This is a genomic window from Kitasatospora sp. NPDC004723 (genome assembly GCF_040609255.1).
In the GTDB taxonomy this organism is placed as follows: Bacteria; Actinomycetota; Actinomycetes; order Streptomycetales; family Streptomycetaceae; genus Kitasatospora.
In genome coordinates, this window is record NZ_JBEXJT010000007.1 from 156,569 (window position 1) to 179,889 (window position 23,321).

The following is a 23,321-nucleotide window of genomic DNA, read 5'->3' on the forward strand; positions in this document are numbered from 1 at the left end:
CGGCGGTCCGGGGGGCTGCGGTAGGACGGAGCGAGCACGAATGCCGTGCCCGTTCCGAGAGGAGCCCCATGCCTGGTCCGACCGCCGGTTCCGCCGGCGACACGTCGACCGCCTCCGCCTCCGCCGCCTCGACCTCCGCCTCGATCCCTACCTCCACCTCCACCTCCACCGACGCCGCGGCAGCCGTCGTCGCCGAGGCCGGCACCGCACCCACCGACGCCGTGACCGCCAAGACCCGGACGGCCGGCGCCACGAGCGGCCGCGCCACCATCGGCGTCCTCGGCGGCCTGGTCGCCCTCGGCCCCCTCACCACCGACCTCTACCTGCCGGGCCTGCCCGCGATCGCCGACGACTTCGGCGCCGAACCGGCCGCCGTCCAGCTCACCCTCACCTTCTCGATGTTCGGTGTCGCGGCCGGCCAGCTGATCTTCGGACCGCTCAGCGACCGCTTCGGCCGCCGCCCGCCCCTGCTCGTCGGGCTCGTCCTCTACACCCTCGCCAGCCTCGTCTGCGTCATTGCGCCCAACCTGCCCGTGCTGATCGCCGCCCGCTTCGTCCAGGGCGCCGCGGGCGCCGCCGGACTGGTCATCGGCCGCGCCGTCGCCCGTGACCGCTTCGAGGGCGTCGCGATGATCCGCTTCCTCGCCTCGATCACCCTGATATCCGGCCTCGCCCCGATCCTCGCCCCGCTGTTCGGCGCGCAACTGCTGCGCGTGACCTCCTGGCGCGGCACCTTCGGCGCTCTGGTCGCCCTCGGCCTGCTGCTCGCCCTGGTGGCGTTCGGCGCACTGCGCGAAACCCTCCCGGCGTCCGCCCGGCGCGGCGGCGGCCTGGCCGCCACCCTGCGCACGATGGGCGGGCTGCTGCGCGACGTGCCGTTCCTCGGGCTGCTGCTCACCAGCACCTTCGCGTTCGGTGCGCTGTTCGGCTACATCAGCGGCTCGTCGGTGGTGCTGCAGCACGTCTACCACGTGTCGCCGCAGACCTACAGCCTGCTGTTCGGCCTCAACTCGGTGGCCATCGTCGCGTCCACCCAGCTGAACGGGCGGATCCTGGCGCCCCGGTTCGCCGCCGCCACGCTGATGCGGGCGGGCCTGGCGACGTTGATTGCCGCCGGGGTGGTCCTGTTCCTGGTCACCGCCGTCTGGGACGGCGGACTGATCGCCGTCTGCGGCTCGCTGTTCGTGATGATGGCCGGGCTCGGCGTCGTCCTGCCGAACTCGGCCGCGCGGGCGCTCAGCCTGGTCTCGCCGCAGGCCGCCGGCTCCGCCTCCGCGCTCCTCGGCACCGGCAACTTCCTGTGCGGAGCGGTCGTCGCCCCGCTCAGCAGCCTGGGTGGCAGCCCCTCGGCGGTGCTGCTCGCGGTCGTCGTGCTCAGCTGCGCGGTGCTCGCGGCGGCGTCCTACCTGCTGCTCCTGCGCCCGGGGCGGCCCGCTCCCGAGCCGGCCGCCGCCTGACCCGGAGCCTGACCCGCCGCCTGACCCGGAGCCGAACGGGTTCCGCCGGGGTGCCGCGACACGAGGGTCGCGGCACCCCGGCGGGGGAGTGGAGCGGGGCGGGGCTGACAAGTGACAGTTGACGTTATCTGTCAGCTGATATCTGTCAGTTGTCAGTTGTCATCTGTTAGCTGTCAACTGTCAGCCGTCCGATGTCCGTCCGTCGTCCTGCGGTCGTCAGGCGATCGAGAAGTCGTCGCCATAGACGTTGCCCTGGCCGTACCAGCCGTGCAGGTACACGGTCACCGTGCCGGAGGCGCCGGTGGTGAACGGGACGCTGAGCTTGGTCCAGCCGGAGCCGCTGGTCCAGGCGGAACCGGTGGCGCCGCCGCTCACGCCGATGTAGGAGTAGTTGCCCTGGACCCAACCGGTCAGCGTGTACGCCTTGTTGGGCGCCAGCGTGACGGTCTGGGCGCACTCGCCGGTCTGCGACGCGGTGGCCGCGGCCTGCAGCGCGTAGGAGCCGGAGTGGACCGGGGTGCTCACCACGGAGCCGCCGGCCTGGCAGGTCCACGGACCCAGGCTGCCGGTCTCCAGACCGCCGTTGGCGAGACCGCCGGGCGGGGTGACCCCGGTGACGGTCAGCGTGTAGGTGGCGGTGTGGCTGCCGGAGGCGGCGGTGCCGGTGACGGTGAGCGGGTAGGTGCCGGGGACGGTGGTGGCCGCGGTGTTGACGGTCAGCGTCGCCGGCGTGCCGGCGAGGACGCTGCCGGGGTTGACCGTGGCGGTGACGCCGGCGGGAGCGCCGCTCACGCTGAGGGCCACGCTCTGCGCGGAGCCGGAAACGACCCCGGTGTTGACGGTGGCGCTGGCCGACGAGCCCGCCGCGACCGAACCGGCCGCCGGGTTCACGCCGACCGAGAAGTCGTTGCCCGGCTGGGTGCCCGACACGGTCAGCGTGTAGGTGGCGGTGTGGACGCTGCCGGTGGCGGTGGCCTTGCCGGTGACGGTGAGCGGGTAGGTGCCCGGGACGGTGGTGGCCGCGGTGTTGACGGTCAGCGTCGCCGGCGTGCCGGCGAGGACGCTGCCGGGGTTGACCGTGGCGGTGACGCCGGCGGGCGCGCCGCTCACGCTGAGGGTCAGGCTCGGCGCGGTGCCGGAGGGCGAACCGGGCGTGGTGATCTCGGCGGTGGCGACGGTGGCGGTGGTCGACGAACCGGCCGCCACGGTGCCCGATCCGGGGTTCACGGTGATCGAGAAGTCGCTGTTCGGCGGGTAGTTGCTGGTGAACGGCGCGAAGATCTTGCTGAAGTCCCAGTTGTTCTGCTGGATCCCGGAGCAGTCGTCGCGTCCGCCGACACCGGGGCACTTTCCGGTGTCGCGCTGCAGCGCCCAGAACGACAGCGTGTTGATGCCCTTGGAGAGGGCCCAGTTGTAGACCGAGGTCGCGTTGGCCAGCGTGAAGGTCTCCGCCGCGCCGAAGTCGTCGATGCCGGGCATCTCGATGATGCCGATGGAGTTCCAGAGCTGCGAGGGCGTCCGGGTCGGGTACAGCTTGGCCAGCTGGTTGTACAGGCCCGTCACCGCGGTCTGGGTGTCGACGGCCATGTCGTGCGTGGCGTTGTCGTAGTAGTCGAAGGTCATCAGGTTGACGACGTCGATCCGCGCGTTGTTGGCGACGGCGTTCTTCAGCAGCGCGATGCCGTTGGCGGCGGGGCCGCTGGTCGTCGTGGGCAGCGTGTAGGCGAACTGGATCTGCCGGCCGTTGGCGGCGGCCCAGTCCTGCGTCAGCTTGATCGCCTTGTTGCGGCGGTCGACGCCCGCGGAGTTGTCCAGCGAGTCGGCCTCGATGTCCAGGTCGATCCGGCTGATGTCGTACGTGGTGATGAGCTTCTGGTAGGCGGCGGCGATCTGGTTGACGTCGGTGCAGCTGTCGGCCAGTTCGGTGCCGGTGGTGTCGGCGGTGTAGCCGCCGAACGACGGGATCACGTCGCCGCCGTTGGCCCGGATGGTGGCGAAGTCGGCGCCGAAGGACGACTGCGCGATCGGCAGCGCGGTGTTGCCGTTCCAGTACGGGGTGCAGGAGCCCTTGGTGGCGGTCTGCAGGAACGCCATCGTCAGGTGCTTGGCGCCGGACTGGGCGGACAGTGCGGCGGGGCTCTCGCCGGTCCAGGACTCCAAGTACGGGGCGAAGACCCTTGTGGGCAGCGGGGCCGCGGCGGTGACCGAGGAACCGGCCGCGACGGTGGCCGGGCTCGTGGGGGCCGCGCCGGCCGTCGTCGCGCCGGCGACCAGGCCGGCCGAGGTGACGAGCGTGGCGCAGGCCGCCAGAGCGGCCTGGACTGTTCGGTGTAGACGCATGGATTCTCCAACAGACGTGGTGGGGCATGGCGTTGGTGAAGCGTGCGGAACTGCGCTGCGGACCTGCGGGGGAGTGCGGGGGCGTGCGGAACCCCTCGTAGGGGAGGGGGCCGTGCGACGGAACGGTGGCGCGGGGTGTGCGAATCCCGCAAGCACGCGCACGGACGGGCGGCGTGCGCGGACGCGCGTACGCCGTGGCGGGGCCTGGGGGCGGAGCGGAGCAGGGCAGGGCAGTGCCTCAGCCGCCGGTGGTCACACCCCCACAGTGCATCCCGGTCGGATCGACATGCCTATGGTTGGACTAGACCAGTCGTCTGTCAAGAGTCTTTACAGTTCGTCAGCGAAGCATCGTGGTGCCGAGGTTGGCCGACGGATGGCCAACCGCCAACAAACCGGTTGTGGCCCGGTCGCCCGCTCCGACATCATCGGGGCATGCGAGACCTCGACTGGAAGTTCGACAGAGAGGGCGCCTGCCGCCCGCACGGGTGAGCACCCGGCCCCCGGGTCGCGACCCGCCGGCGTCGGCGGGCGACGGCCGGACCAAGTCCGTTCGCTTCCATGCCTGTTCATCCGTTCTGCCGCTCTCCTGCGTTCCGCCCGCCCGCCGACTCTCCCGAGCGCGCGTCCACGCGGAACGCCCCTCACTCCGAAGTGCCCGCCACCGGGCGCCCGCCCGCGTACCGCCGCTCCCGTGCGGCCGGACATCCGCCGCCGCGCGACGTGCGCCCCATGCTCACGCGTCTCACGTTTGCCGACCCCTGGAAAGGAGGAACCCGTGGACTACTTCATCGCGTCCGACGACAAGGACACCGCCTGGAGCCTCGTCTGAGTCGGGGTTTGTGCCGTGGCCGCGCGGTGGTCGTCGCGCGCGGCCACGGTGGCCCGGAGCTCAGGACACCGGGCCGTTCGGGGGCTCGCCGGGCGGTTCAGGCCGGCGGGCAGAGGGTGGTGCGCAGCGCGTCCAGGATCTTGTCCGCCTTCTCCGGTCCGAAACCCTGGGGGTGGGTGGGATCCGTGAAGCGCTGGTTGACCAGGTCGATCAACTTGGCCCGGTCCTTCGGGAACTGAAACATCGACTGGCACTGGTTGCGGGCCCGTTCGACGGCCTGCTCGGGCTGTCCGCCGACGATCGCCGGGTCGATCGCCTGCAGGGCGGCGACCAGCTGTGCGGTGACGTCGGCGGCCGGCTCGGCCGGCAGCCCGGCGTCGGAGGGCGGCGCCGGCTTCGGGGCCGCCGGGGGTTCGGCGGGGGAGTCGGTCGGGGGTCCGGTCGGGGAGCCGGCGGCCGGTGCGGAGCCCGTGGTCCCCGGGGAGGGCGGGCCGGCGGACGGCTGCGCGGTCGCCGTCGCGGCGGTGGGCCCGGAGGCGTCGGCGGAGCCCGGCGTCGCGGTCGTCGCGGGCGGAGCGGGGGCCGTCGAGGGGGCGTCGGACGCGGCGGTTCCGCTCGCCGGACCGCTCGCCGGTCCGGCTGTTGGGCCGGTCGCGGATGCGGTCGCGGTGGCCCCGGCCGCGGTGGCGCCGGAGTCCGAGCCGGAGCCGGAGCACGCGGCGAGGCTCACCGCGGCGCAGGCCGTGAGGGTGGCGGCGAGGAGACGAGTGCGCATGCCGTCACCCTGTCATGTTCGCGCCGTTCAAGGGAAGATCTGCCGGGCCCGGGATCGGCTCCCGGGCCCGGCGTCCGGCCGGGTCAGGACAGCCCGTTGCTCTTCAGCCAGTCCTTGGCGACCGCCGACGGGTCCTCCTTGTCGACCGCGACCTTCTTCATCAGCGCCAGCAGCCCCGGCGTGTCCAGCTTGGCGGACACCGCGTTGAGCGCGGCGGTCGCCGTCGTGTCCACCTTGGCCTTGTTGACCAGCGGTGTCACGTTCTGGGCGGCGAACAGGTTCTTCGGGTCGGTCAGCGGGACGAGCTTCAGCTGTGTGATCTTCGGGTCGGTGGAGAAGACGTTGCCGACCTGCACCGAGCCGTCCTTGACCGCGTTGGCCGTGGTGTCGCCGGTCGACTTCCACTCCTTGAACGTCACGCCGTAGACGTCCTTGAGCGGCTGCTCCTGGCGCGACTTGAACTCCGGCGGACCGCCGATGGTGAACTCGCCCGCCTTGCCGGCCAGGTCGGTGATCGACTTCAGCCCGTACTTGTCGGCCGTCTCCTGGCTGACGCTCAGGGTGTCCTTGTCCTCGGCGGGGGCGGAGTCCAGGATCGCGAGCGTGGCCGGCAGCGACTTGGCCAGCGCGGCGTTGACCGAGGCGGTGGTCGGGTCGGTCGACCTGTTGCCCAGGTAGGCGAGCAGTGAGCCGTTGTACTCGGGCAGCACGGACAGGCTTCCGCTCTGCACCTGGTCGTAGAGCACCTCGCGGCTGCCGATGTTGAACTTCTCCTCGACCTTCACGCCCTTGGCCTTGAGCGCCTGCGAGTAGATCGAGCCGAGCAGCACGTTCTCGGGGAAGTTGGCCGAGCCGACCACGACCGTCCCGCCGGCCGCGGCACCCGCGGAGGTGCTGCCGGCGGGCGCCGGGGCCGCCGAGCCCTTGCCGCCCAGCGGGTCGTCGCCGGAGGAGGAGCAGGCCGTCGCGGTCAGCGCGAGCGTGGCGAGGGCGGCCAGGGCGGCAGTGCGACGGCCGGCCGTCACCGCTCTCAGCGGTGCGGATGCGGATGTCGACATGGTGATTGGTGTCCTTTCGGGGTGGACGTCACGGTCGGGCGAGGGAAGTGGCGATGGAGACGGCACGGAGGCGGTTGAGGAAGCCGGCGAGGGAACCGGGGTGGCGATACGCAGGGCAGTCGGCACGGTCACGTCGGCTGCCGGGCCGCGGCCAGTTGCTGGGCGCGCAGTCCGGGCGGGAGCGCGTACCGGGCGAGCAGGGCGAAGAACGCCTGGGCCCCGACGGCGAGCAGCACGACCAGCAGCGCGCCGCCGATCGTCATCGCGTAGTCCCGGGTGGCCAGCCCGTCGACGACATACCGGCCGAGACCGCCGAGCCCGACGTACGCGGCCACCGTCGCCGTCGCGATGACCTGCACGGTCGCGGTCCGGAAGCCGGCCAGCAGGGTCGGCAGCGCCGACGGCACGCAGACCTGCCACAGCACCTGCGGGTGCGTCAGCCCGACGCCGCGCGCCGCGTCCCGCACGTCCGGGTCGGTGCCGCGCACCCCCTCGACGGCGGCGACCAGCAGCGGTGGCGCGGCCAGCGCGACCAGCGGAACCAGCACGGCGGTGTCGCCGACCCCGGCGAGCAGCACCGCCAGTGTCACCAGCCCGAGCGTGGGCAGGGCACGGGCGGCGCCGGCCAGCGCGGTCACCACGGTGACGCCGCGCCCGGTGTAGCCGATCAGCAGCCCGAGCGGGACGGCCAGCAGCGCGGCGAAGAGCAGCGCCTCGCCGGAGAACAGCAGGTGCTCGGCGATCCGGTGCGCGATCGAGTTCGGACCGCTGCGGCGGTCCGGGTCGGAGAAGAAGTCCCCGAGCCAGGTGAGCCAGTTCACCGGCCCGCTCCCTTCTCCCGCACGGCCCAGGGCGCCAGCAGTCGGCGGGCGCCGACCAGCAGCAGGTCCACGGCCAGCGCGAGCGCGGCGATCAGGACGATCCCGGCCACGATCGGGGTCGGGAAGGTGCGCTGGAAGCCGTCGACGAACAGGTAGCCGAGCCCGCCGCGCCCGACCAGCGCGCCCACCGAGGCCAGCGAGATGCTGGAGACGGCCGCCACCCGCAGACCGGCCACCAGGTAGGGGACGGCAGCGGGCAGTTCGACGGCGGCCAGCCGGTGCCACGGCCCGTACCCCATCGCGGTCGCGGCCTGCCGCACCGGGTCGGGCACGGCGCGCAGCCCGTCCACCGTGGTGGGCAGCAGCACGGCGAGCGCGTAGAAGGTGAGCGGGATCATCACGGTCGCCTGGGTGGCCAGCCCGGTGTAGGGGATGAGCACCACGAAGACGGCCAGCGAGGGCAGCGCGTAGACGATGTTGAAGACGGCGGCGAGCGGCTGGTAGAGGCGTGGGTAGCGGGTGCAGGCCAGCCCGAGCGGGATCGCCAGCAGCAGGCCGATCAGCACCGGGAGCAGCGCGATGGCGGCGTGGTCGGCGAGCAGGTCGCCGAGGTAGCCGAGGTGGTCACCGATCCAGTACCAGCGGATGATCGGTTCATCGTCCACCGGTCGCTCCGTCCTTCTCGGCCTCGGCCTCGGCCTCGGCCGCCGCGGCCCGGTCCGCCGTGAGGGCGGCGTCGGCAACGGCAACGGTAGCGGTATCGGCGTCCGCGTCGTCGGCGACAGCGGCCGGGATCGGGATCGGGGCGGGGCGGGCCGCGAGCGCGGCCAGCACCGCCTCGCGGTCGGCGGTGCCGGTCACCCGGCCGTCGGCGTCCAGGGCGACCGCGATCCCGGCGGGGGAGAGCACGGCGGCGTCCAGCGCGGCGCGCAGCGTGTCGGCCTCGGGCCGGAACCCGGGCGCCGGGTGGAGGGTGGCTCCCGCGGCGTCCCGGTCGATCCACCCGATCGGGCGGCGCTCGTCGTCCAGCACGAGCTCCCACCCACCGAAGCGCGCCCCGCTTGCCCCGCCGTTCGCGCGGCCACCCGGTCCACCCGGTCCGTCCGGTATCGGCCGGACGGCCACGGCCGTGGCGGACCGCAGCCCGAGCCCGCGCAGGCCCCGGTCACGGCCGAGGAAGGCGGCGACGTCCGCGTCGGCGGGCGCCGTCAGCAGCGTGTGCGGGTCCGCCAGCTGGGCGATCCGGCCGTGCTCGCGCAGCACCACCACCTGGTCGCCGAGCCGGACGGCCTCCTCGATGTCGTGCGTCACGAACAGCACCGTCTTGTGCAGCTCGGACTGCAGGCGCAGCAGCTCCTCCTGGAGCCCGGCCCGCACCACCGGGTCGACGGCGCTGAACGGCTCGTCCATCAGCAGCACCGGCGGGTCGGCGGCCAGCGCCCTCGCCACGCCGACGCGCTGCTGCTGGCCGCCGGAGAGCTGGAACGGGTAGCGCTTGGCGGTCTCCGGGGCGAGTCCGACCAGGTCGAGGAGCTCGGCCGCCCGTGCCCGGGCCTTCTTGCGGTCCCAGCCGAGCAGGTACGGGACGGTGGCCACGTTGTCGATCACCCGGCGGTGCGGGAACAGCCCGGCCTGCTGGATCACGTACCCGATGCCGCGCCGCAGCTTGGCCGGATCCAGCGCCGCCACGTCGGTGCCGTCCAGCAGGACCCGGCCCGAGGTCGGCTCGACCATGCGGTTGACCATCCGCAGCAGGGTGGTCTTCCCGCAGCCGGACGGTCCGACCAGCACGGTCGTGCGACCGGTGGGAACGTCGAGGTCGAGGCCCTCGACGGCGACCGTGCCGTCGGGGTGGCGCTTGCCCGCGCCGTCGAATCTGATCACGGGGGTGTTCCTCGTCTCGGCGGTCCCCGGCGGCGGCGCCGATGGTGTCGTCTGGCGGTCTGTCGGTCTCGGTGGGTGGGCCTGTCGGTCGCGTGACTGCCCGCCATGGCGGCGGTGGAAACTCTGATCAGCCTATGACCTGATGACCCTGGTGTCCCTGATTTACCAGCCGTGGTCGGATCCGGCGGGTGTCGCGGCCCGCGCGGATCCGACCACCGGCCGGGGTGGCGGTGTCGGCCCGCTCACCCTCCCTGACGGGTCGGTAGCCCGGCCGCCGCCCAGCCGACGAATCCGCCGTCCAGGTCGGTCGCGCGGTGCAGGCCCAGTTCGCGCAGCGACGCCGCCGCCAGACTGGAGGCGTACCCCTCCGAGCAGACCAGGATCACCTCCAGGTCGTACCCGGTGGCCTCCGGGATCCGGTGACCGCCCGTCGGATCCAGCCGCCACTCCAGCACGTTGCGCTCGATGATCAGCGCGTCGGGGATCTCGCCCTCGGCCGCGCGCTGCGCCGCCGGGCGGATGTCCACCAGCAGGGCGCCGTCGCGGTGCGCGCGGTGGGCCTCCTCGGCGCCGGGCCGGTGGACGCCCTCGCGGGAGCGGGCGAGCAGGTCGTCGATCGTGGTCACCACTGGTCGGGTCCTTCCTCGGAGGTGCGGACCAGGCCGCCGGCCCGCAGTTCGTAGTGCGCCATGGAGTTGAGCGGCGGCGAGTAGGCGTGCAGCGTCACGGCGGGGCCGGACGCGGTGTTGCGGACGTCGTGCACGTAGTCGGGGCCGAACGCGCGGGCGGTGCCGGACTGGATGCGCCGGATCAGCAGGCCCTGCTCGGGGCCGCCCAGCGACAATTCCTCCAACTCTCCCAGCGCGACGGTGAACGCGCCGCGCGAGCCGCCGTGGTCGTGGAAGCCGGTGGACTGGCCGGGCAGCCAGCTGATCAGCCAGACCTCGTGGTCCTCGTCGGCGGCGAGCCGGCGGTACCAGCGCTCCTCGGTGGAGAGCCGCACGTGGTGGATCCACTGCTCGGGCTGTTCGGCCAGCTCGCGGACGATCGTCCGCAGAGTGTTCGGGGTGAGCGGCGCGCGGGTGTCCCCGGCGGGTGCGGTGCCCGGAGCCGGGGGCGGGGCCGGGGCGGGCGTGTCGGGTGCGGTCGTGGGCGTCTCGGGGGCGAGGTTCAGGCTCATGCGGGCGTCCTCGGGAAAGGCGGGAGGGGAACGGAGACGTGGTGGCGCACGCACCGGACCGCACCGGTGGGACACCGGCGGACGGCACGCTCACGCCGGGCGAAGGCGCGTCAGGAAGACGGGTGTGGCTGTGCGGCGCGAACCCTGGGGGACGTCACAGGGCGGGGCCGAGGGGGAAGGGAAGGATCAACAACAGGCACAGATGGAACTCGCCTGGCGTCGGAGGTCGACGTGCAGGCGGCAGACCAGAGTGGTGCCGGAGTCCATGTGCCGGATCCTTCCCGACGGAAGCGGCAGGAGTCAAGCGAGCACCGTCACAGCTGCCCGTTGCGCCCCTGGTCGGGCGCGGTGGCGCCCCGCTCCGCGCCGGGCGCCCGGCCGGGCCCCGGCACGCTCCCCGTCCGGTCAGGCCCCCGGCCCTGGGCCTTGCGGTCCGGCGCAGGCATCGGCGCCGCTGTCGGGGCTGGTACCGGCGCAGGGCCGGCGGCTCCCGTCGTCGCCGACCCCGACCCCGACCCCGGCCCAGCCTCCGACGCCCCAGCCCCCGACGCCCCCGACCCCGCCGCCTCGGCCTCCGCCAGGGCCGCCGCGACCGCCGGCGCGGCCTGCTCACCCAGGTACCGGCCGAGCGTCTGGTACGCGTCGAACTGCCGGTGGTCGAACCACTGGTCGCCGGCGCCGTCGTCCGGGAACGCCGGATCGGCCACCGCGTACGCGTGCAGTTCGTACGGCATGCCGGGGGTGAGCACGGCCTGAGCGACGATCAGCGTGCCGTGCCGGGCCGTCGCGTCCGGCGGGGCGCCGGCCTCCCCGAGCTCCAGCGGCCACGGGTAGGTGATGTCGCCGACCACCACCGCCCGGGCCGAGAGCCGGTCGGCCAGCCGCGCCGCCAGACCGCGCAACGGCGGCTGGCCGCTCCCCCCGCTCCCCCTGCGCCCGCCGCCGCCCCCGGCACTGCCCGGTACCAGCAGCTCCGGCTCGCGCAGCGTGATCGCGATGCCCAACTCCTCCCGCGCCAGGGTGATCGCCGCCGCGAGCGCGCCCGCGAAGGCGGAGTCGCCGCTCGCGTCGATGCACACCGCCGTCCGCACGCCGTGCCGCAGCAGCTCGACCAGGCCGAGGTTCTCGTAGTGCCCGCCGTCGGTGGTGAGCAGGAACCGCGCGTCCATCGGGTACCGGCCGCAGGCCTCCCGCAGCTGGTAGGAGAGCCGCCGGACGGCGGGCTGCGGCGCGTACCGCCAGTCCCGGTCGGCGGCCCAGAGCGGGGCGAGCGCCGCCGGATTGGGCAGCCAGGTGCCCAGCCGCGCGTTGGTCACCGCGAACAGCCCCTGGTAGGCGCGGGAGCGGCGGCCCATCGCGGAGGAGAACGCCGCGCCGGAGACGGCCATCGCGGACTGCACGGTGAGGTCCCGGGCGATGTGCCGCCGGGTGCGCCGCTCCAGCAGGTCGGTCCGCGCGTAGCCGACGTCCGGCCCGCCCACGTAGTCGTGCGAGAAGGTGAACGAGACCGCCCGCCGGCCCGGTGGCGTGCGCGCGCTGCCGGAGAGGTTCGCCGCCGCCGCGAAGATCACCTGGGGGAAGTCCGGCCGCCGGGTGCCGTAGTGGCTGAGCCGGGTCTGCTCGCGGAAGAAGTGGTACGGCCGGGCCAGCACCTCCCCGCCCCGGTCCGCACCGGCGTCCCCGCCCTCCTCCTCGACCACCCGCCGGACGGCGAAGGCCGAGGCGAGCCGGCGCCGGTAGAAGGGGTGCAGGCCCATCCAGGTCTGATCGAGGTTGAGCCCCACCGTGACCAGGACCAGCGGCAGCAGGACCTGGATCGCGCGCGGCCAGCCGTGCCCGGTGGCCACCGCCCAGCCGAAGGTCAGCAGCGTGCCGAAGGTGAGCGCGATCAGCGCCGACCAGAGCACCAGGTACTCGGTGATCCGCCCGGTGAGGCCGCCCGTCCGCCGCCGCGCGCCGCCGCTCCGCACCCCGCGCAGCACTCCGCCGAGCACCGCCGCGCCCTGCTCGATGGCGTGCCGGCCGCGCCAGAGGATGCCCAGCAGCAGCGCCAGATAGCTGAGCAGCACGGTGAGGCTGATGCCGGCCCCGGTCTGCCGGGCACCGACCGCGAGCGCCCGCTGCAGCGCTACCGCGCCCCATGCCAGACCGGGAACGGCCAGCACGCCGACGGCGGTCAGCGCGGCCAGCGCGAGCGCGCCGTGCGAGAAGCGGCGCAGCACGCGGGGCAGCGGGGTGTTCCAGCCGAGCCAGGAGAAGGTGAGCAGCCACAGCAGCCACCCGGTGGCGGCGGCCGCCAGCAGCCCGGCGAGCGCGAACGCGGCGGGGGAGACCACCGACGGCGGGCCGTCCAGGTCGGCGAGCGGCACCAGGTGGTAGAACCGGCTCAGCGTCAGACCCAGCACCAGGACGGTGGCGAGCAGCAGGGAGAGCGCCGCGACCATGCCGCGCAGCAGGGTTCCGAGCGCCACCAGCCACTCGCCCGCGCCGTCCGCCAGGTACTTGGAGTGGCGCCGCAGGTGGTCCTCCTCGGGCGAGCCCGGTTCGAGCACGGTGTCGGAGTCCAGCCCGGAGCGGGCCCGGACCGGTCCGCCGGGCGCGGAGTCGCTGAGCGCCAGCTGCATCGCGCCGACGGTGTACCCGCCGCCGGAGACCGAGACCAGGTAGCGGGCCTGTTTCAGCCAGGGGCGCAGCGCCTGCAGCGCGCCGAGGGTGACGCAGGCGGCGCGGATGCCGCCGCCGGAGACGCAGAAGCCGAGCCGGGCGTGCTCGCGCCCGGGCGGCACCCGGGCGGCGTTGCGCCAGCGAGCGTGCCGGGCGAGCGGTGCGTGGGCCCTCGGGCCGGGTGGCCAGCGCCCGCCGCGCGCGGTCGCCACCGGCCACGGCGGGATCAGCGCCGGCCCCGTCCCGGCGCCCGCGCGCTCCTCCTCCGGCGGCCGGGGCAGCAGCGCCCGCACCGCCCGGTGCACGGTGGCGCTGCAGACGACGACCGCGACCGCGCCCGCGGGCGGGAGCAGCAGCCACTTGAGGGTGGCGAACGCGGCGGCCGCGGCGAACGGCGCGTCCCCGCCCGACGGTCCGGGGCCGGCGCGGCCCAGCCCGGCGGCCAGCAGGACGTCCTCGGCGAGGTCGCAGCCGCCAGCCAACACCCCGGCCAGGCCCGCGACGAGCGCGGTCAGCCGCCAGTGCGCCCGGGTGAACACGTACCCCCCGAGCATCCCGGCCGCCGCCAGCGTCACCGCGAGGCCGCCGATCAGCCAGAGGTCGGCGTCCAGCGAGGCGCGGAAGACCGGGGCCCGCCCGGCGAGCACGGCCTCGGCGGCGGCCCGCGATCCGGCCAGCTGGAGCCGGACGTCCAGCGCGCCCTGGCCGGAGGGCGTGCGCTGGACGAACAGCAGCCACCCGAGCACCGCCGGCACCGGCACCCCGAATCCGAGCAGCACCCCGCCCCACGCGGGCACCCGCACCGCGCCCCGCGCCCCCTCGGTCGTCCCCACCCGCCACCACCCCCTCCAGCCGCTGCGCGCCACCACCGCCGGTCGGCCGCCACCATCGGTCGACGGGCTCCTCCGGCGGCGGACCGGAGGAGCGTCACCGGCTTCTTGCCCCGAACAAGGCCGTCCCCCTCCCGGATTCACTCGAATGAGTAAGGAGTGCGCTCCCGGGGTAGATGAGCGTTTCATCCCACCTACGGGACCCCGCGTGTCCGCACACCAAGATCGCGTCGGCCGCCTGGCGTTCGACGTATTGTCAGGCGACCGGGGCCGGGCCTACGGTCGAGGCACCCAACCTTCTACGCACGTAGACATCCACCGCAGGCTGCACCGCCCGCCGACCCTCGAACCGCGGGCCCGCCCCCGGGACGGGCCGCGGAGTTGCGGAGGTACCCATGTCGCAGATCGTCCGTGCCGCCCTCGTCCAGACCCGCTGGACCGGCGACCAGGAGAGCATGATCGCCCTCCACGAGGGCTACGCCCGCGAGGCCGCCGCCCGGGGCGCGAAGATCCTCGGCTTCCAGGAGGTCTTCAACTCCCCGTACTTCTGCCAGGTCCAGGAGCCCGAGCACTACCGCTGGGCCGAGCCCGTCCCCGACGGCCCCACCGTGCGCCGGATGCGCGACCTCGCCCGCGAACTCGGCCTGGTCCTCGTCGTCCCCGTCTACGAGGAGGAGCAGCCCGGCGTCTACTACAACACCGCCGCCGTGATCGACGCCGACGGCAGCTACCTCGGCAAGTACCGCAAGCACCACATCCCGCAGGTCAAGGGCTTCTGGGAGAAGTACTACTTCAAGCCCGGCAACCTCGGCTGGCCGGTCTTCGACACCGCCGTCGGCAAGGTCGGCGTCTACATCTGCTACGACCGGCACTTCCCCGAGGGCTGGCGCGCGCTGGGCCTGGGCGGCGCGCAGATCGTCTACAACCCCTCCGCGACCAGCCGCAGCCTCTCCGCCTACCTCTGGCAGCTCGAACAGCCGGCCGCCGCCGTCGCCAACGCCTACTACGTGGCCGCCATCAACCGCGTCGGCACCGAGGAGTACGGCGACAACGACTTCTACGGCTCGTCCTACTTCGTCGACCCGCGCGGCCGGTTCGTCGGCGAGGTCGCCTCCGACAAGGAGGAGGAACTGGTCGTCCGCGACCTCGACCTCGGGGTCATCGAACAGGTCCGCCGGCAGTGGGCGTTCTACCGCGACCGCCGCCCCGAGGCCTACGGCCCGCTGACCGAGGCCTGACGGAGGCGAAACCGGTGACCACCGACCCCGTGACCGCGACCCCCTCGACCACCGGCCCCACCGGCGCCGCCGCGCCCCGCCGCACCGCCGTCCGCGGCGGACTCGTCATCACCGCCACCGAGGAACTGCGCGCCGACGTCCTCATCGAGGGCGAGCGGATCGCCGCCCTCGCCGCCACCGGCAGCGAGGCCGCCCTCTCCTGGACCGCCGACACCGTCATCGACGCGGCCGGCCACTACGTCATCCCGGGCGGCGTCGACGTCCACACCCACATGGAGCTCCCGTTCGGCGGCACCCACGCCTCCGACACCTTCGAGACCGGAACCCGCGCCGCCGCCTGGGGCGGCACCACCACCATCGTCGACTTCGCCGTCCAGCCCGTCGGCGGCAGCCTGCGCCAGGGCCTGGACGCCTGGCACGCCAAGGCGGAGGGCAACTGCGCGATCGACTACGCCTTCCACACCATCGTCTCCGACGTCACCGACGCCGTCCTCAAGGAGATGGACACCCTCGTCGACTCCGGCGAGTCCACCTCCTTCAAGCTGTTCATGGCCTACCCCGGCGTCTTCTACAGCGACGACGGCCGCATCCTGCGCGCCATGCAGCGCGGCGCCGCCAACGGCGGGCTGATCATGATGCACGCCGAGAACGGCATCGCCATCGACGTCCTCGTCGAACAGGCCCTCGCCGCCGGTCGCACCGCGCCCCGCCACCACGGCGAGGTCCGCCGCGAACTGCTGGAGGCCGAGGCCACCCACCGCGCCGTCAAACTCGCCCAGGTCGCCGGCAGCCCGCTCTACGTCGTCCACGTCTCCGCCGCCTCCGCGCTCGCCGAACTCGCCCGCGCCCGCGACGACGGTCACCCCGTCTTCGGCGAGACCTGCCCGCAGTACCTCTTCCTCTCCACCGACAACCTCGCCGAGGAGGGCGCCGACGGCTTCGAGGGCGCCAAGTACGTGTGCAGCACCCCGCTGCGGCCCCGCGAGCACCAGGCGGCCCTCTGGCGCGGCCTGCGCACCAACGACCTCCAGGTGGTCTCCACCGACCACTGCCCGTTCTGCTTCACCGGCCAGAAGGAACTCGGCCGCGGCGACTTCTCGAAGATCCCCAACGGCCTGCCCGGCGTGGAGAACCGGATGGACCTCCTCCACCAGGCCGTCGTCGACGGGCACCTCAGCCGCCGCCGCTGGATCGAACTCGCCTGCACCACCCCGGCCCGGATGTTCGGCCTGCACCCCCGCAAGGGCACCCTCGCCCCCGGCGCCGACGCCGACGTCGTCGTCTACGACCCCACCGCCGTGCAGACCGTCTCCGCCGCCACCCACCACATGAACGTCGACTACTCGGCGTACGAGGGGCGCACCCTCACCGGCCGCGCCCGCACCGTCCTCTCCCGGGGCACCGTCGTCCTCGACCGGGGCACCTGGCTCGGCCGGGCCGGCCACGGCACGTTCCTGCGCCGCGACACCTGCCAGTACCTGGGCTGAGCCGGTCCCCCGCGCCCCGTCCCTCTCCTTTCCCTCCCTCTCCCGGAGCCCACCATGGACATCGGCCTCGTCCTGCAGACCGACCCGCCCGCGCGCCTGCTCATCGACCGCATGATCCGCGCCGAACGGGCCGGCTTCAGCCACGGCTGGACCTTCGACTCCTGCGTCCTGTGGCAGGAGCCCTTCGTCATCCACAGCCGCATCCTCGCCGAGACCGGGACCCTCACCGTCGGCCCCATGGTCACCAACCCCTCCACCCGCACCTGGGAGGTGACCGCCTCCCTGTTCGCCACCCTCAACGACATGTACGGCAACCGCACCGTCTGCGGCATCGGCCGCGGCGACTCCGCGATGCGGGTCGCCGGGCGCCCGCCCGCCACCCTGGAGCGGCTCTCCCAGGCCATGCACGCCATCAAGGAGCTGGCCGAGGGCCGCACCGCCGAGGTCGACGGCACCGAACTGCACCTGCCCTGGGTCCGCGAGGGCGCCACGCTGCCGATCTGGATGGGCGCCTACGGCCCCAAGGCCCTCGCCCTGACCGGCCGCCAGGCCGACGGCTTCATCCTCCAGCTCGCCGACCCCTTCCTCACCGAGTACATGGTCAAGGCCGTCCGCCGGGCCGCCGCCGAAGCCGGCCGCGACCCCGACGCGCTCACCGTCTGCGTCGCCGCCCCGGCCTACGTCACCGCCGACGACTCCCCGGCCGCCCTCGCCCACGCCCGCGAGCAGTGCCGCTGGTTCGGCGGCATGGTCGGCAACCACGTCGCCGACCTCGTGCGCCACTACGGCGAACACTCCGGCCTCGTCCCCGAGGCCCTCACCGCCTACATCAAGGACCGCCAGGGCTACGACTACAGCCACCACGGCCGCGCCGGGAACCCCGACACCGCCTTCGTCCCCGACGAGATCGTCGACCGCTTCTGCGTCATCGGCCCCACCGCCACCCACCTGGCCCGCCTCGACCAGCTCCGCGCCCTCGGCGTCGACCAGTTCGCCGTCTACGCCATGCACGACGCCGTCGAACCCACCATCGACGCCTTCGGCACCGACGTCATCCCGCACCTGCGCACGGCCGGCGCCTGACCCCGGGAACCCGCCGGGCCCGCCGCCGCTAACGGCCGCCGAACCGCCGCCGCCTGGAGGCCTTGCTCCACCCGCCCGCGGTCCCGTCCGGTGCCGGCCCGACCCGGGGCGCCGGCACCGGACGGTCCGCCGGGCGGTGGATCAGCGTGAGCCCCTCGTGGTCCACCGGGTGCCAGCGGTGCTCGTGCGTCGCGAACCCGAACCCCTGCTCGGTGTCCGCGCTGTACCCGCACCTCCTCCCACAGCACCTCCCGGATCCCCCGCGCTCGGCCGCCACCGCCTTGGGCCTGTCCGCCTCCGCACCGGCGGCCTCCGCGAGGTCGGCGGCCAGGCGGACGAGCGCCTGCACTCCCTCGTCCGAGGATTCCACCGCACTCACGGCCTTCTGCCCGTAGCGCGTGTCGTCCTCGTGCAGGAGGACGACCGCCAGCGTGACCCCGTCGTCCACCACCTCGTCGATCACCGACTGCTGGGTCCCGTAGACCGCGCCCACCGTCCGCGCGCGGATCAGCCGGCGGCTCTCCAGTACCCGCTCGCCGGTCAGCCGGGCCACCCACTCGAGCACCAACGGGCTCTGGGACTGCGGTGGTTCACCGGCCCTCCCGGCCGCCTCGCCGGTCCGCGACCGCAGCAGGGCAGGCAGGCCGCGCCAGGCCGAGCGCGCCGGATCGTGCTGGCGCGGCAGGTACACCGGAACCCGGCCGAGCCTCTTCTCCTGGGGCCGGCTGCGCCGCCAGCCGGTGAGCGGCTCCACGAACCGGCGGTCGTGCGCCGGGAGCGGATCCCCGTAGCAGAGCACCACCCCGGTCACCGCGCTCCCGTCGTGGTGCAGCCGCATCCGCCGGGACTGCCAGGTGTAGAGGTCCCGAGGTCCGGAGGGCCGGCGCGAGGGGTCCGCGGCCTCCCGGTCCTGCTCCGGTCCGTACGGCCCGCGTCGCCAGGCCAGCCGGTCGTCGTGGGTGCAGCAGGTCGAACTGCCCACGGTGCCGGTCGAGGTAGCGGCCGACGGCGGCGAGGCAGTCCGGGTCCTCCCAGAGCTCCTCCCAGTCCTCCAGCTCCGCCGGCCCGTTCACGGCGTCGTGCAGGACCGCCAGCAGCAGCCGCATCAGCGCGAACTCCTGCGTCGGCACGTCCCCGACCAGCCGCCGGAGCGTCGCGGCCTGCGCGAACACCTCGCGCAGCGACAGTTCGGCGGCCGTCCCGTCCAACCGCTGCACCGGAAGCCAGGGGCGGGACACCAGGTCGAACGAGGGCACGCTCTTCACCAATCTCACCTCACGGGCCCGGCCGGGTGTACCGTCAGGCCGTCGTTCGGGTTGTACTCCAGCGCGAAGCCCGCCAGTTCGGCCCGGCCGTCCTCGTCGAGCAGCAGCACCAGCTCGCCGTCCAGCTGCGGGCACTCCTTGACCTGCCAGGCGGGGATGTACAGCTCTTCCAGCTCCCTGATCGCCCGGTCGATCACCCACGGCTTGGAGAAGTGGTAGGGGAGCCGCAGGCTGCTGGCCGCGAGGGCCTGGGCGGCGTTCCAGGCGGGTACGGTCTCGGTCGGCAGCGGCAGGCCGCCACGACCCCGGTCCAGCCAGGGGAGTGTGGTGAGGCCGCCGTCCGCACAGCGCATCGCCACCATCACTTCCAGGCTCTCGTCCCCGTCCCGCACCTGCGCCCGGCCGGGGCGCTGGTCGTCCACGTCCCCGACCCCGGCGTCCAGCCACCCCACCAGCGACCGCCCCGGCCGGCGCACCTCGTCCAGCCGGAACACCTCGGCGCGGGCGGTCTGCGCGGCGTCCGCGAGCCGCTGCTCCTCCGCGGCCCCGGCCATGGCCTCGCTCCAGGCGGGCGGGCCGAGCGGCTCGTCGCCGTAGGCGCGCTGGACGAGCGCGTTGATGTCGTCCGGGAGCGTCAGGGGTGACCCCTGCGCGAGCTGCGGCCACAGGGCGGCGGCCGAGCGCGGCAGGTGGTGCCTGCCGTAGACGGAGGCCGAGCTCTTCACGGGGAGGGGCTGGGGCCGTGCCGCCCAATCCACACCGGCGACCAGGCAGCGCGCCGTCCGCAGCCTCGGCGGCCGGGCGCTCTGCCCCTCGCCGCGGCGGTGGCGGTGCAGGCGGCCCATGCGCTGGAGCATCAGGTCGACCGGGCAGAGTTCGGTCACGAGCAGGTCGAAGTCGACGTCGAGCGACTGCTCGGCCACCTGGCTGGCGACGACGACGTGCGGCCCGCGCGGCCGGTCCCCGTCGGGACCGAAGCGGGCGAGCAGGCCGTCGTCCTTGCGCGCCCGGTCCAGGTCGACGAAGCGCGCGTGCGCGACGGTCACGGCCTCGTCCCCGAACCGCTCGCGCAGCCGCTCGGCGGCCTCCAGGACGCGGTCGACGGTGTTGCGGATCACCAGCGCGCAACCGCCGTCGGCGAGTTCGGACGCCAGCAGGTCGGTGAGCGCGGCGAGGTCGTCGTCCAGCGGTTCGAGGCGGACGGTGGTCCGCCGGGAGGCGTCGGCGGCGGGCCGGCGGGTCGACGGCGGGTGCCCCGGGGCGACGGCGGTCAGCAGCGGGTAGCCGGTCTCGTGCCGCTCGTCGTGCGTCTCCTCGTGTGCCTCCGCCTGGGTCCCTTCCGTCGTCCCGCAGTACGCCCGCACCAGCGCGCGCCGGGTGGCGGAGGGCAGGGTGGCCGACAGCATCACCACCGGCACCCGGTACGCGCCGAGCCAGGAGAGCACCCGTTCCAGGTAGGTTTTCATGTAGGCGTCGTTGGCGTGGACTTCGTCGATCACGACGACCTTGCCGGCGAGCGCGAGATGGCGCAGCGCGAGGTGCCGGTTCTTGAGGCCCGCGAACAGCACCTGGTCGATCGTGCCGACCGCGAACGAGGCGAGCATGCCCTTCTTGCGCCCGCGCAGCCACTGGTGGGCGATCAGCCCGGCGCCCTTCCGGAGCGCCCGATGTCCCGCCCCCTGCGGCCCGTCGGAGTCCACCGCCGCGATCCGGCGCCGGTCGGCGGCCATCATGCCCGCGTACTCGTCGTTGAGCGCCGCTTTCGCGTGGGCGAGGTACACCGCCCGGTCACCCTCGGCGGGCAGGTGGTCGAGCCATGCGGTGAGCCGCGGGAACATCGCGTTGGCGGTCGCACGGGTCGGCAGCGCGACGTAGCACCCGCCGGCGCCGGTCCGGGCGGCGAAGATCTCCGCGACGGCGAGCGCCGCCTCCGTCTTCCCCTCGCCCATCGGCGCCTCGATCACCAGCAACCCGGGCGCGGGCGACTCGCGCGCAAGCCGGACGGCGTCCTCCTGAACGGGGCGCGGCGCACTTCCCGGCGGAAGGTCGAACCGCGCGGCCATCAACTCGGCTGCTTCCAAGCCGGGTTCCTCGGCCGTCCAGGCGGGCGGCAGTCGCAGTCCGGCCCACGCCGAGTCGATGCGCTCCTCCTCCGAGCGGGGCCGGTCCTCGGGGAAGTAGGGGAAGAGGTCGGGGTTGCTGGCGATCCAGTCGGCCATGATGACGATGCCGGTCAGGAGCACCTGCACCGGCTGCGGAAGCTTCACGTTCCTTGGGGCGACCATGAGGCGGTCGGCCCCGAGTGCATCCGTGCACGCGTCGAGCAGCTCGAACTGCACGGCGCGCCAGCGCTGTTCGCTCGCCCCCGGGGTGCGGAGCAGGTCCTCGCGCAGTTCGAGGTCGTGCAGCTGCCCGTGGCCCGGCGGCACCCCGTGGTGCCCGCCGGCCACCACCGCCCACTGGCCGGCGGTCCGGTGTGTCCATCCGCGTCGTAACACCAGCCATTCTTGGAGGATGAGTTGACCGGCCAGCCCGTTCGGCGCCAGCCTGCGGTCCTCGCCGAACTGCTTCTGGTCGCGCATCGCCAGCCCGGTCTCCCGCATCCGGTCGGCGAGCCCGTCGACCTGACACGCGAATGCGGGAGTCGCCTTCCCGATGTCGTGCGTGGCCGCCAGCCACACCGCCAACTCCCGCACCCGCCGGTGGTCGCCTCAGACCGCCCCGGCGATCAACTCCCGGACGTTCCGCGAGAGCCACCGGTCCCACAACCGACCCGCACCGGCCCCGCTGTCCGCCATGTGCCGCCACAACGGCAGCCACCCCGCGGTGTCCCTCTCCGACTTGGCCCAGACAGCACGAGCGGCATCGGACAACCGCGCAGACAGCCCCGGACCGGAAGGTGATCCAGTCACGCCGTCATTCAACACGGACGATGCTCCTGCGGGCTCGGAAGAACGGATCTGAGCGGTCCTGCACGGAGGTGATCGATTTGCGGCACACGCCGCCGCCCGCCCTCCGCCGGGCGCGCACCGCAAGGAGTGGTGCGCACGCCGACCACGCGGACGCCCTGGAAGCGGGGACTATCCCCACACGCGCGGGGAGCAGGATCAGCGGGCGAGGGTGATGGTCAGGGGCTCGGGACCATCCCCGCACGTGCGGGGAGCAGACGGCCAGGCAGAACAGGGAGACCCAGCGCATGGGACCATCCCCGCACGTGCGGGGAGCAGTTCCTCTCTTAGCGGGCGGTGAGGGCGCGGACGGGACCATCCCCGCACGTGCGGGGAGCAGAGTTCGTGAGCTGGGGGTTTGTCACCGGGATTGGCCGGTGTGTGCAACTTTCTTTGAATCGGACATTCTTCGTAACCTGGGTGGATCGGTGTGTGGTTGGTTTCAGGCTATCCGGCCAGGTGGTGTTGCGGGGTGGAACTGGATTGGCCCGCCCTGTTCGTGATGACCGATCAGGCCAGCGCCGCTGCGATCAGTGCTGCCGTCTCTGCGAGCAGCGGTTCGTCGGCGGGAGCGGCAGGCTCGTGCTTGGTCGACAGGACTGCCACCGTGATCAAGCCTCGGCCGGGTGGCCAGGTGATGCCGATGTCGTTGGTGGTGCCGTAGTTGCCGGTGCCGGTCTTTTCTGCAACGGTCCAGTCCTTCGGCAGCCCTGCGCGCAAGCGGTTGGCGCCCGTCGTGTTGCCGAGGAGCCAGCCGGTCAGTCGTCGGCGGTCATCGGGGTCGAGGGCATTCCCGACCGTGATGCGGGTGTAGGTGCGGCCGATGGCGCGAGGGCTCGTAGTGTCGGTGACCCGGTCGGGTTCTGCGGAGTTGAGTGCGGGCTCCCAGCGGTCGAGACGGGTCACGTGGTCGCCGACGGAGCGGCAGAAGCGGGTGACTGCGGCGGGGCCGCCGAGCTCGCGCAGCAGGAGGTTGGCGGCCGCATTGTCGCTGTCCGCGATCGCAGCCGCGCACAACTCTTCGACGGTCATGCCACTTTCGAGATTGGCAGATTGGCCCGTGACGGGTGCGTAGCCGGCGTCCGTGACGTCCTTCTCCGTATAGCGGATGCGCTTGGTGAGTAGCGTGCCGTTGCTCAGAACGGCTCCTACTGCGATCGTCTTGAACGTCGAACACATCGGGAACAGTTCGTCCGCGCGGTACTCCACCGTCCTGCCGGTGACCGCGTCATGCGCGAAGACCCCCAACCGCGCCGAATGCGCCCACTCAAGCTCCCGAAGTCGACCGGTGAGGTGAGGTTCGTCCGCGCCCTGTGCGAACGCCCGTGCCTCGGAAGGGAGTACGGCGGCGAGCGTAGTTGCGAAAACGCCGCCAAGAACTCGACGTCGACCGGGTCGCAATCCCATCGGTGTCTCCTCCTCGTCTTGCGGCCGTTGCTGCGATCCCGGCCTGCATCGGGGC

Annotated in this window: 17 protein-coding genes, 2 pseudogenes and 1 CRISPR repeat array; of the genes and pseudogenes, 4 read left to right on the plus strand and 15 right to left on the minus strand. The window is 73.5% G+C overall.

Annotated elements, in window-relative coordinates:
• The first annotated feature begins 68 nt into the window (after positions 1-68).
• Positions 69-1,457, plus strand: coding sequence for a multidrug effflux MFS transporter (locus ABZW10_RS11615; RefSeq protein WP_355362901.1), 1,389 nt, complete (start codon positions 69-71; stop codon positions 1,455-1,457).
• Between the two features lie 216 nt (positions 1,458-1,673).
• Here ABZW10_RS11615 and ABZW10_RS11620 read toward each other — a convergent pair whose 3' ends face one another.
• The 10 genes from ABZW10_RS11620 to ABZW10_RS11665 all read right to left on the minus strand — a co-directional run bounded on the left by ABZW10_RS11620 (position 1,674) and on the right by ABZW10_RS11665 (position 13,841).
• Positions 1,674-3,797, minus strand: a complete 2,124-nt coding sequence (locus tag ABZW10_RS11620) for a glycosyl hydrolase family 18 protein (protein WP_355362903.1) — start codon at positions 3,795-3,797, stop codon at positions 1,674-1,676.
• A 926-nt stretch (positions 3,798-4,723) separates the two neighbouring features.
• Positions 4,724-5,401: a hypothetical protein gene (locus ABZW10_RS11625; protein ID WP_355362905.1), complete on the minus strand. Its 678-nt coding sequence runs from the start codon at positions 5,399-5,401 to the stop codon at positions 4,724-4,726.
• Positions 5,402-5,484: 83 nt separating this feature from the next.
• Complete coding sequence (locus ABZW10_RS11630) at positions 5,485-6,459, minus strand: ABC transporter substrate-binding protein (protein WP_355362907.1); 975 nt, start codon at positions 6,457-6,459, stop codon at positions 5,485-5,487.
• 128 nt (positions 6,460-6,587) lie between these two features.
• Positions 6,588-7,280: an ABC transporter permease gene (locus ABZW10_RS11635; RefSeq protein WP_355362909.1), complete on the minus strand. Its 693-nt coding sequence runs from the start codon at positions 7,278-7,280 to the stop codon at positions 6,588-6,590.
• Positions 7,277-7,945: an ABC transporter permease gene (locus tag ABZW10_RS11640; protein ID WP_355362911.1), complete on the minus strand. Its 669-nt coding sequence runs from the start codon at positions 7,943-7,945 to the stop codon at positions 7,277-7,279. Before ABZW10_RS11640 ends, ABZW10_RS11635 begins: the two co-directional genes overlap by 4 nt.
• On the minus strand, positions 7,935-9,164 hold the full coding sequence (locus ABZW10_RS11645) for an ATP-binding cassette domain-containing protein (RefSeq protein WP_355362913.1): 1,230 nt from the start codon (positions 9,162-9,164) through the stop codon (positions 7,935-7,937). Before ABZW10_RS11645 ends, ABZW10_RS11640 begins: the two co-directional genes overlap by 11 nt.
• 242 nt (positions 9,165-9,406) lie before the next feature.
• On the minus strand, positions 9,407-9,790 hold the full coding sequence (locus ABZW10_RS11650) for a rhodanese-like domain-containing protein (RefSeq protein WP_355362915.1): 384 nt from the start codon (positions 9,788-9,790) through the stop codon (positions 9,407-9,409).
• Entirely contained in the window at positions 9,787-10,344 is a 558-nt protein-coding gene (locus ABZW10_RS11655) for a cysteine dioxygenase family protein (RefSeq protein ID WP_355362917.1), read from the minus strand. Before ABZW10_RS11655 ends, ABZW10_RS11650 begins: the two co-directional genes overlap by 4 nt.
• A gap of 186 nt (positions 10,345-10,530) precedes the next feature.
• Positions 10,531-10,611 carry a putative leader peptide gene (locus tag ABZW10_RS11660; protein ID WP_344330530.1) on the minus strand — a complete coding sequence of 27 codons (81 nt, stop codon included), beginning with the start codon at positions 10,609-10,611 and terminating at the stop codon, positions 10,531-10,533.
• 47 nt (positions 10,612-10,658) lie between these two features.
• The gene (locus ABZW10_RS11665; protein WP_355362919.1) at positions 10,659-13,841 is read right to left on the minus strand and encodes a hypothetical protein; all 3,183 of its coding nucleotides are present in this window, start codon (positions 13,839-13,841) and stop codon (positions 10,659-10,661) included.
• Positions 13,842-14,233: 392 nt separating this feature from the next.
• Between ABZW10_RS11665 and ABZW10_RS11670 the strand changes: the two genes are divergently transcribed.
• From ABZW10_RS11670 to ABZW10_RS11680, 3 genes are read left to right on the plus strand one after another with little or no spacing between them, the layout of a single operon-like run.
• Positions 14,234-15,076, plus strand: coding sequence for a nitrilase-related carbon-nitrogen hydrolase (locus ABZW10_RS11670; RefSeq protein WP_355362921.1), 843 nt, complete (start codon positions 14,234-14,236; stop codon positions 15,074-15,076).
• Positions 15,077-15,105: 29 nt separating this feature from the next.
• Positions 15,106-16,563, plus strand: coding sequence for a dihydropyrimidinase (gene hydA / locus ABZW10_RS11675; protein ID WP_355363001.1), 1,458 nt, complete (start codon positions 15,106-15,108; stop codon positions 16,561-16,563).
• 54 nt (positions 16,564-16,617) lie between these two features.
• Positions 16,618-17,646 (plus strand): TIGR03842 family LLM class F420-dependent oxidoreductase, encoded by a 1,029-nt coding sequence (locus tag ABZW10_RS11680; protein ID WP_355362923.1) that lies wholly within the window; start codon positions 16,618-16,620, stop codon positions 17,644-17,646.
• Between the two features lie 28 nt (positions 17,647-17,674).
• Here ABZW10_RS11680 and ABZW10_RS11685 read toward each other — a convergent pair whose 3' ends face one another.
• The 5 genes and pseudogenes from ABZW10_RS11685 to bla form a co-directional block, all read right to left on the minus strand.
• Positions 17,675-18,628: a type I-E CRISPR-associated protein Cse1/CasA gene (locus ABZW10_RS11685; RefSeq protein WP_355362925.1), complete on the minus strand. Its 954-nt coding sequence runs from the start codon at positions 18,626-18,628 to the stop codon at positions 17,675-17,677.
• 25 nt (positions 18,629-18,653) lie between these two features.
• Positions 18,654-18,920 (minus strand): annotated as a pseudogene (locus ABZW10_RS11690) (type I-E CRISPR-associated protein Cse1/CasA); the annotation flags it as partial.
• The gene (gene cas3, locus ABZW10_RS11695; protein ID WP_355363003.1) at positions 18,917-21,130 is read right to left on the minus strand and encodes a CRISPR-associated helicase Cas3'; all 2,214 of its coding nucleotides are present in this window, start codon (positions 21,128-21,130) and stop codon (positions 18,917-18,919) included. The gene cas3 and the pseudogene ABZW10_RS11690, both read right to left, overlap by 4 nt.
• Positions 21,107-21,838, minus strand: a pseudogene (locus ABZW10_RS11700) (CRISPR-associated endonuclease Cas3''); the annotation flags it as partial. The pseudogene ABZW10_RS11700 and the gene cas3, both read right to left, overlap by 24 nt.
• A 149-nt stretch (positions 21,839-21,987) precedes the next feature.
• Positions 21,988-22,200: a CRISPR direct-repeat array (repeat unit 29 nt; unit sequence GGGACCATCCCCGCACGTGCGGGGAGCAG).
• Positions 22,201-22,369: 169 nt separating this feature from the next.
• Positions 22,370-23,266, minus strand: a complete 897-nt coding sequence (gene bla / locus ABZW10_RS11705) for a class A beta-lactamase (protein ID WP_355362927.1) — start codon at positions 23,264-23,266, stop codon at positions 22,370-22,372.
• Between the last annotated feature and the right edge of the window lie 55 nt (positions 23,267-23,321).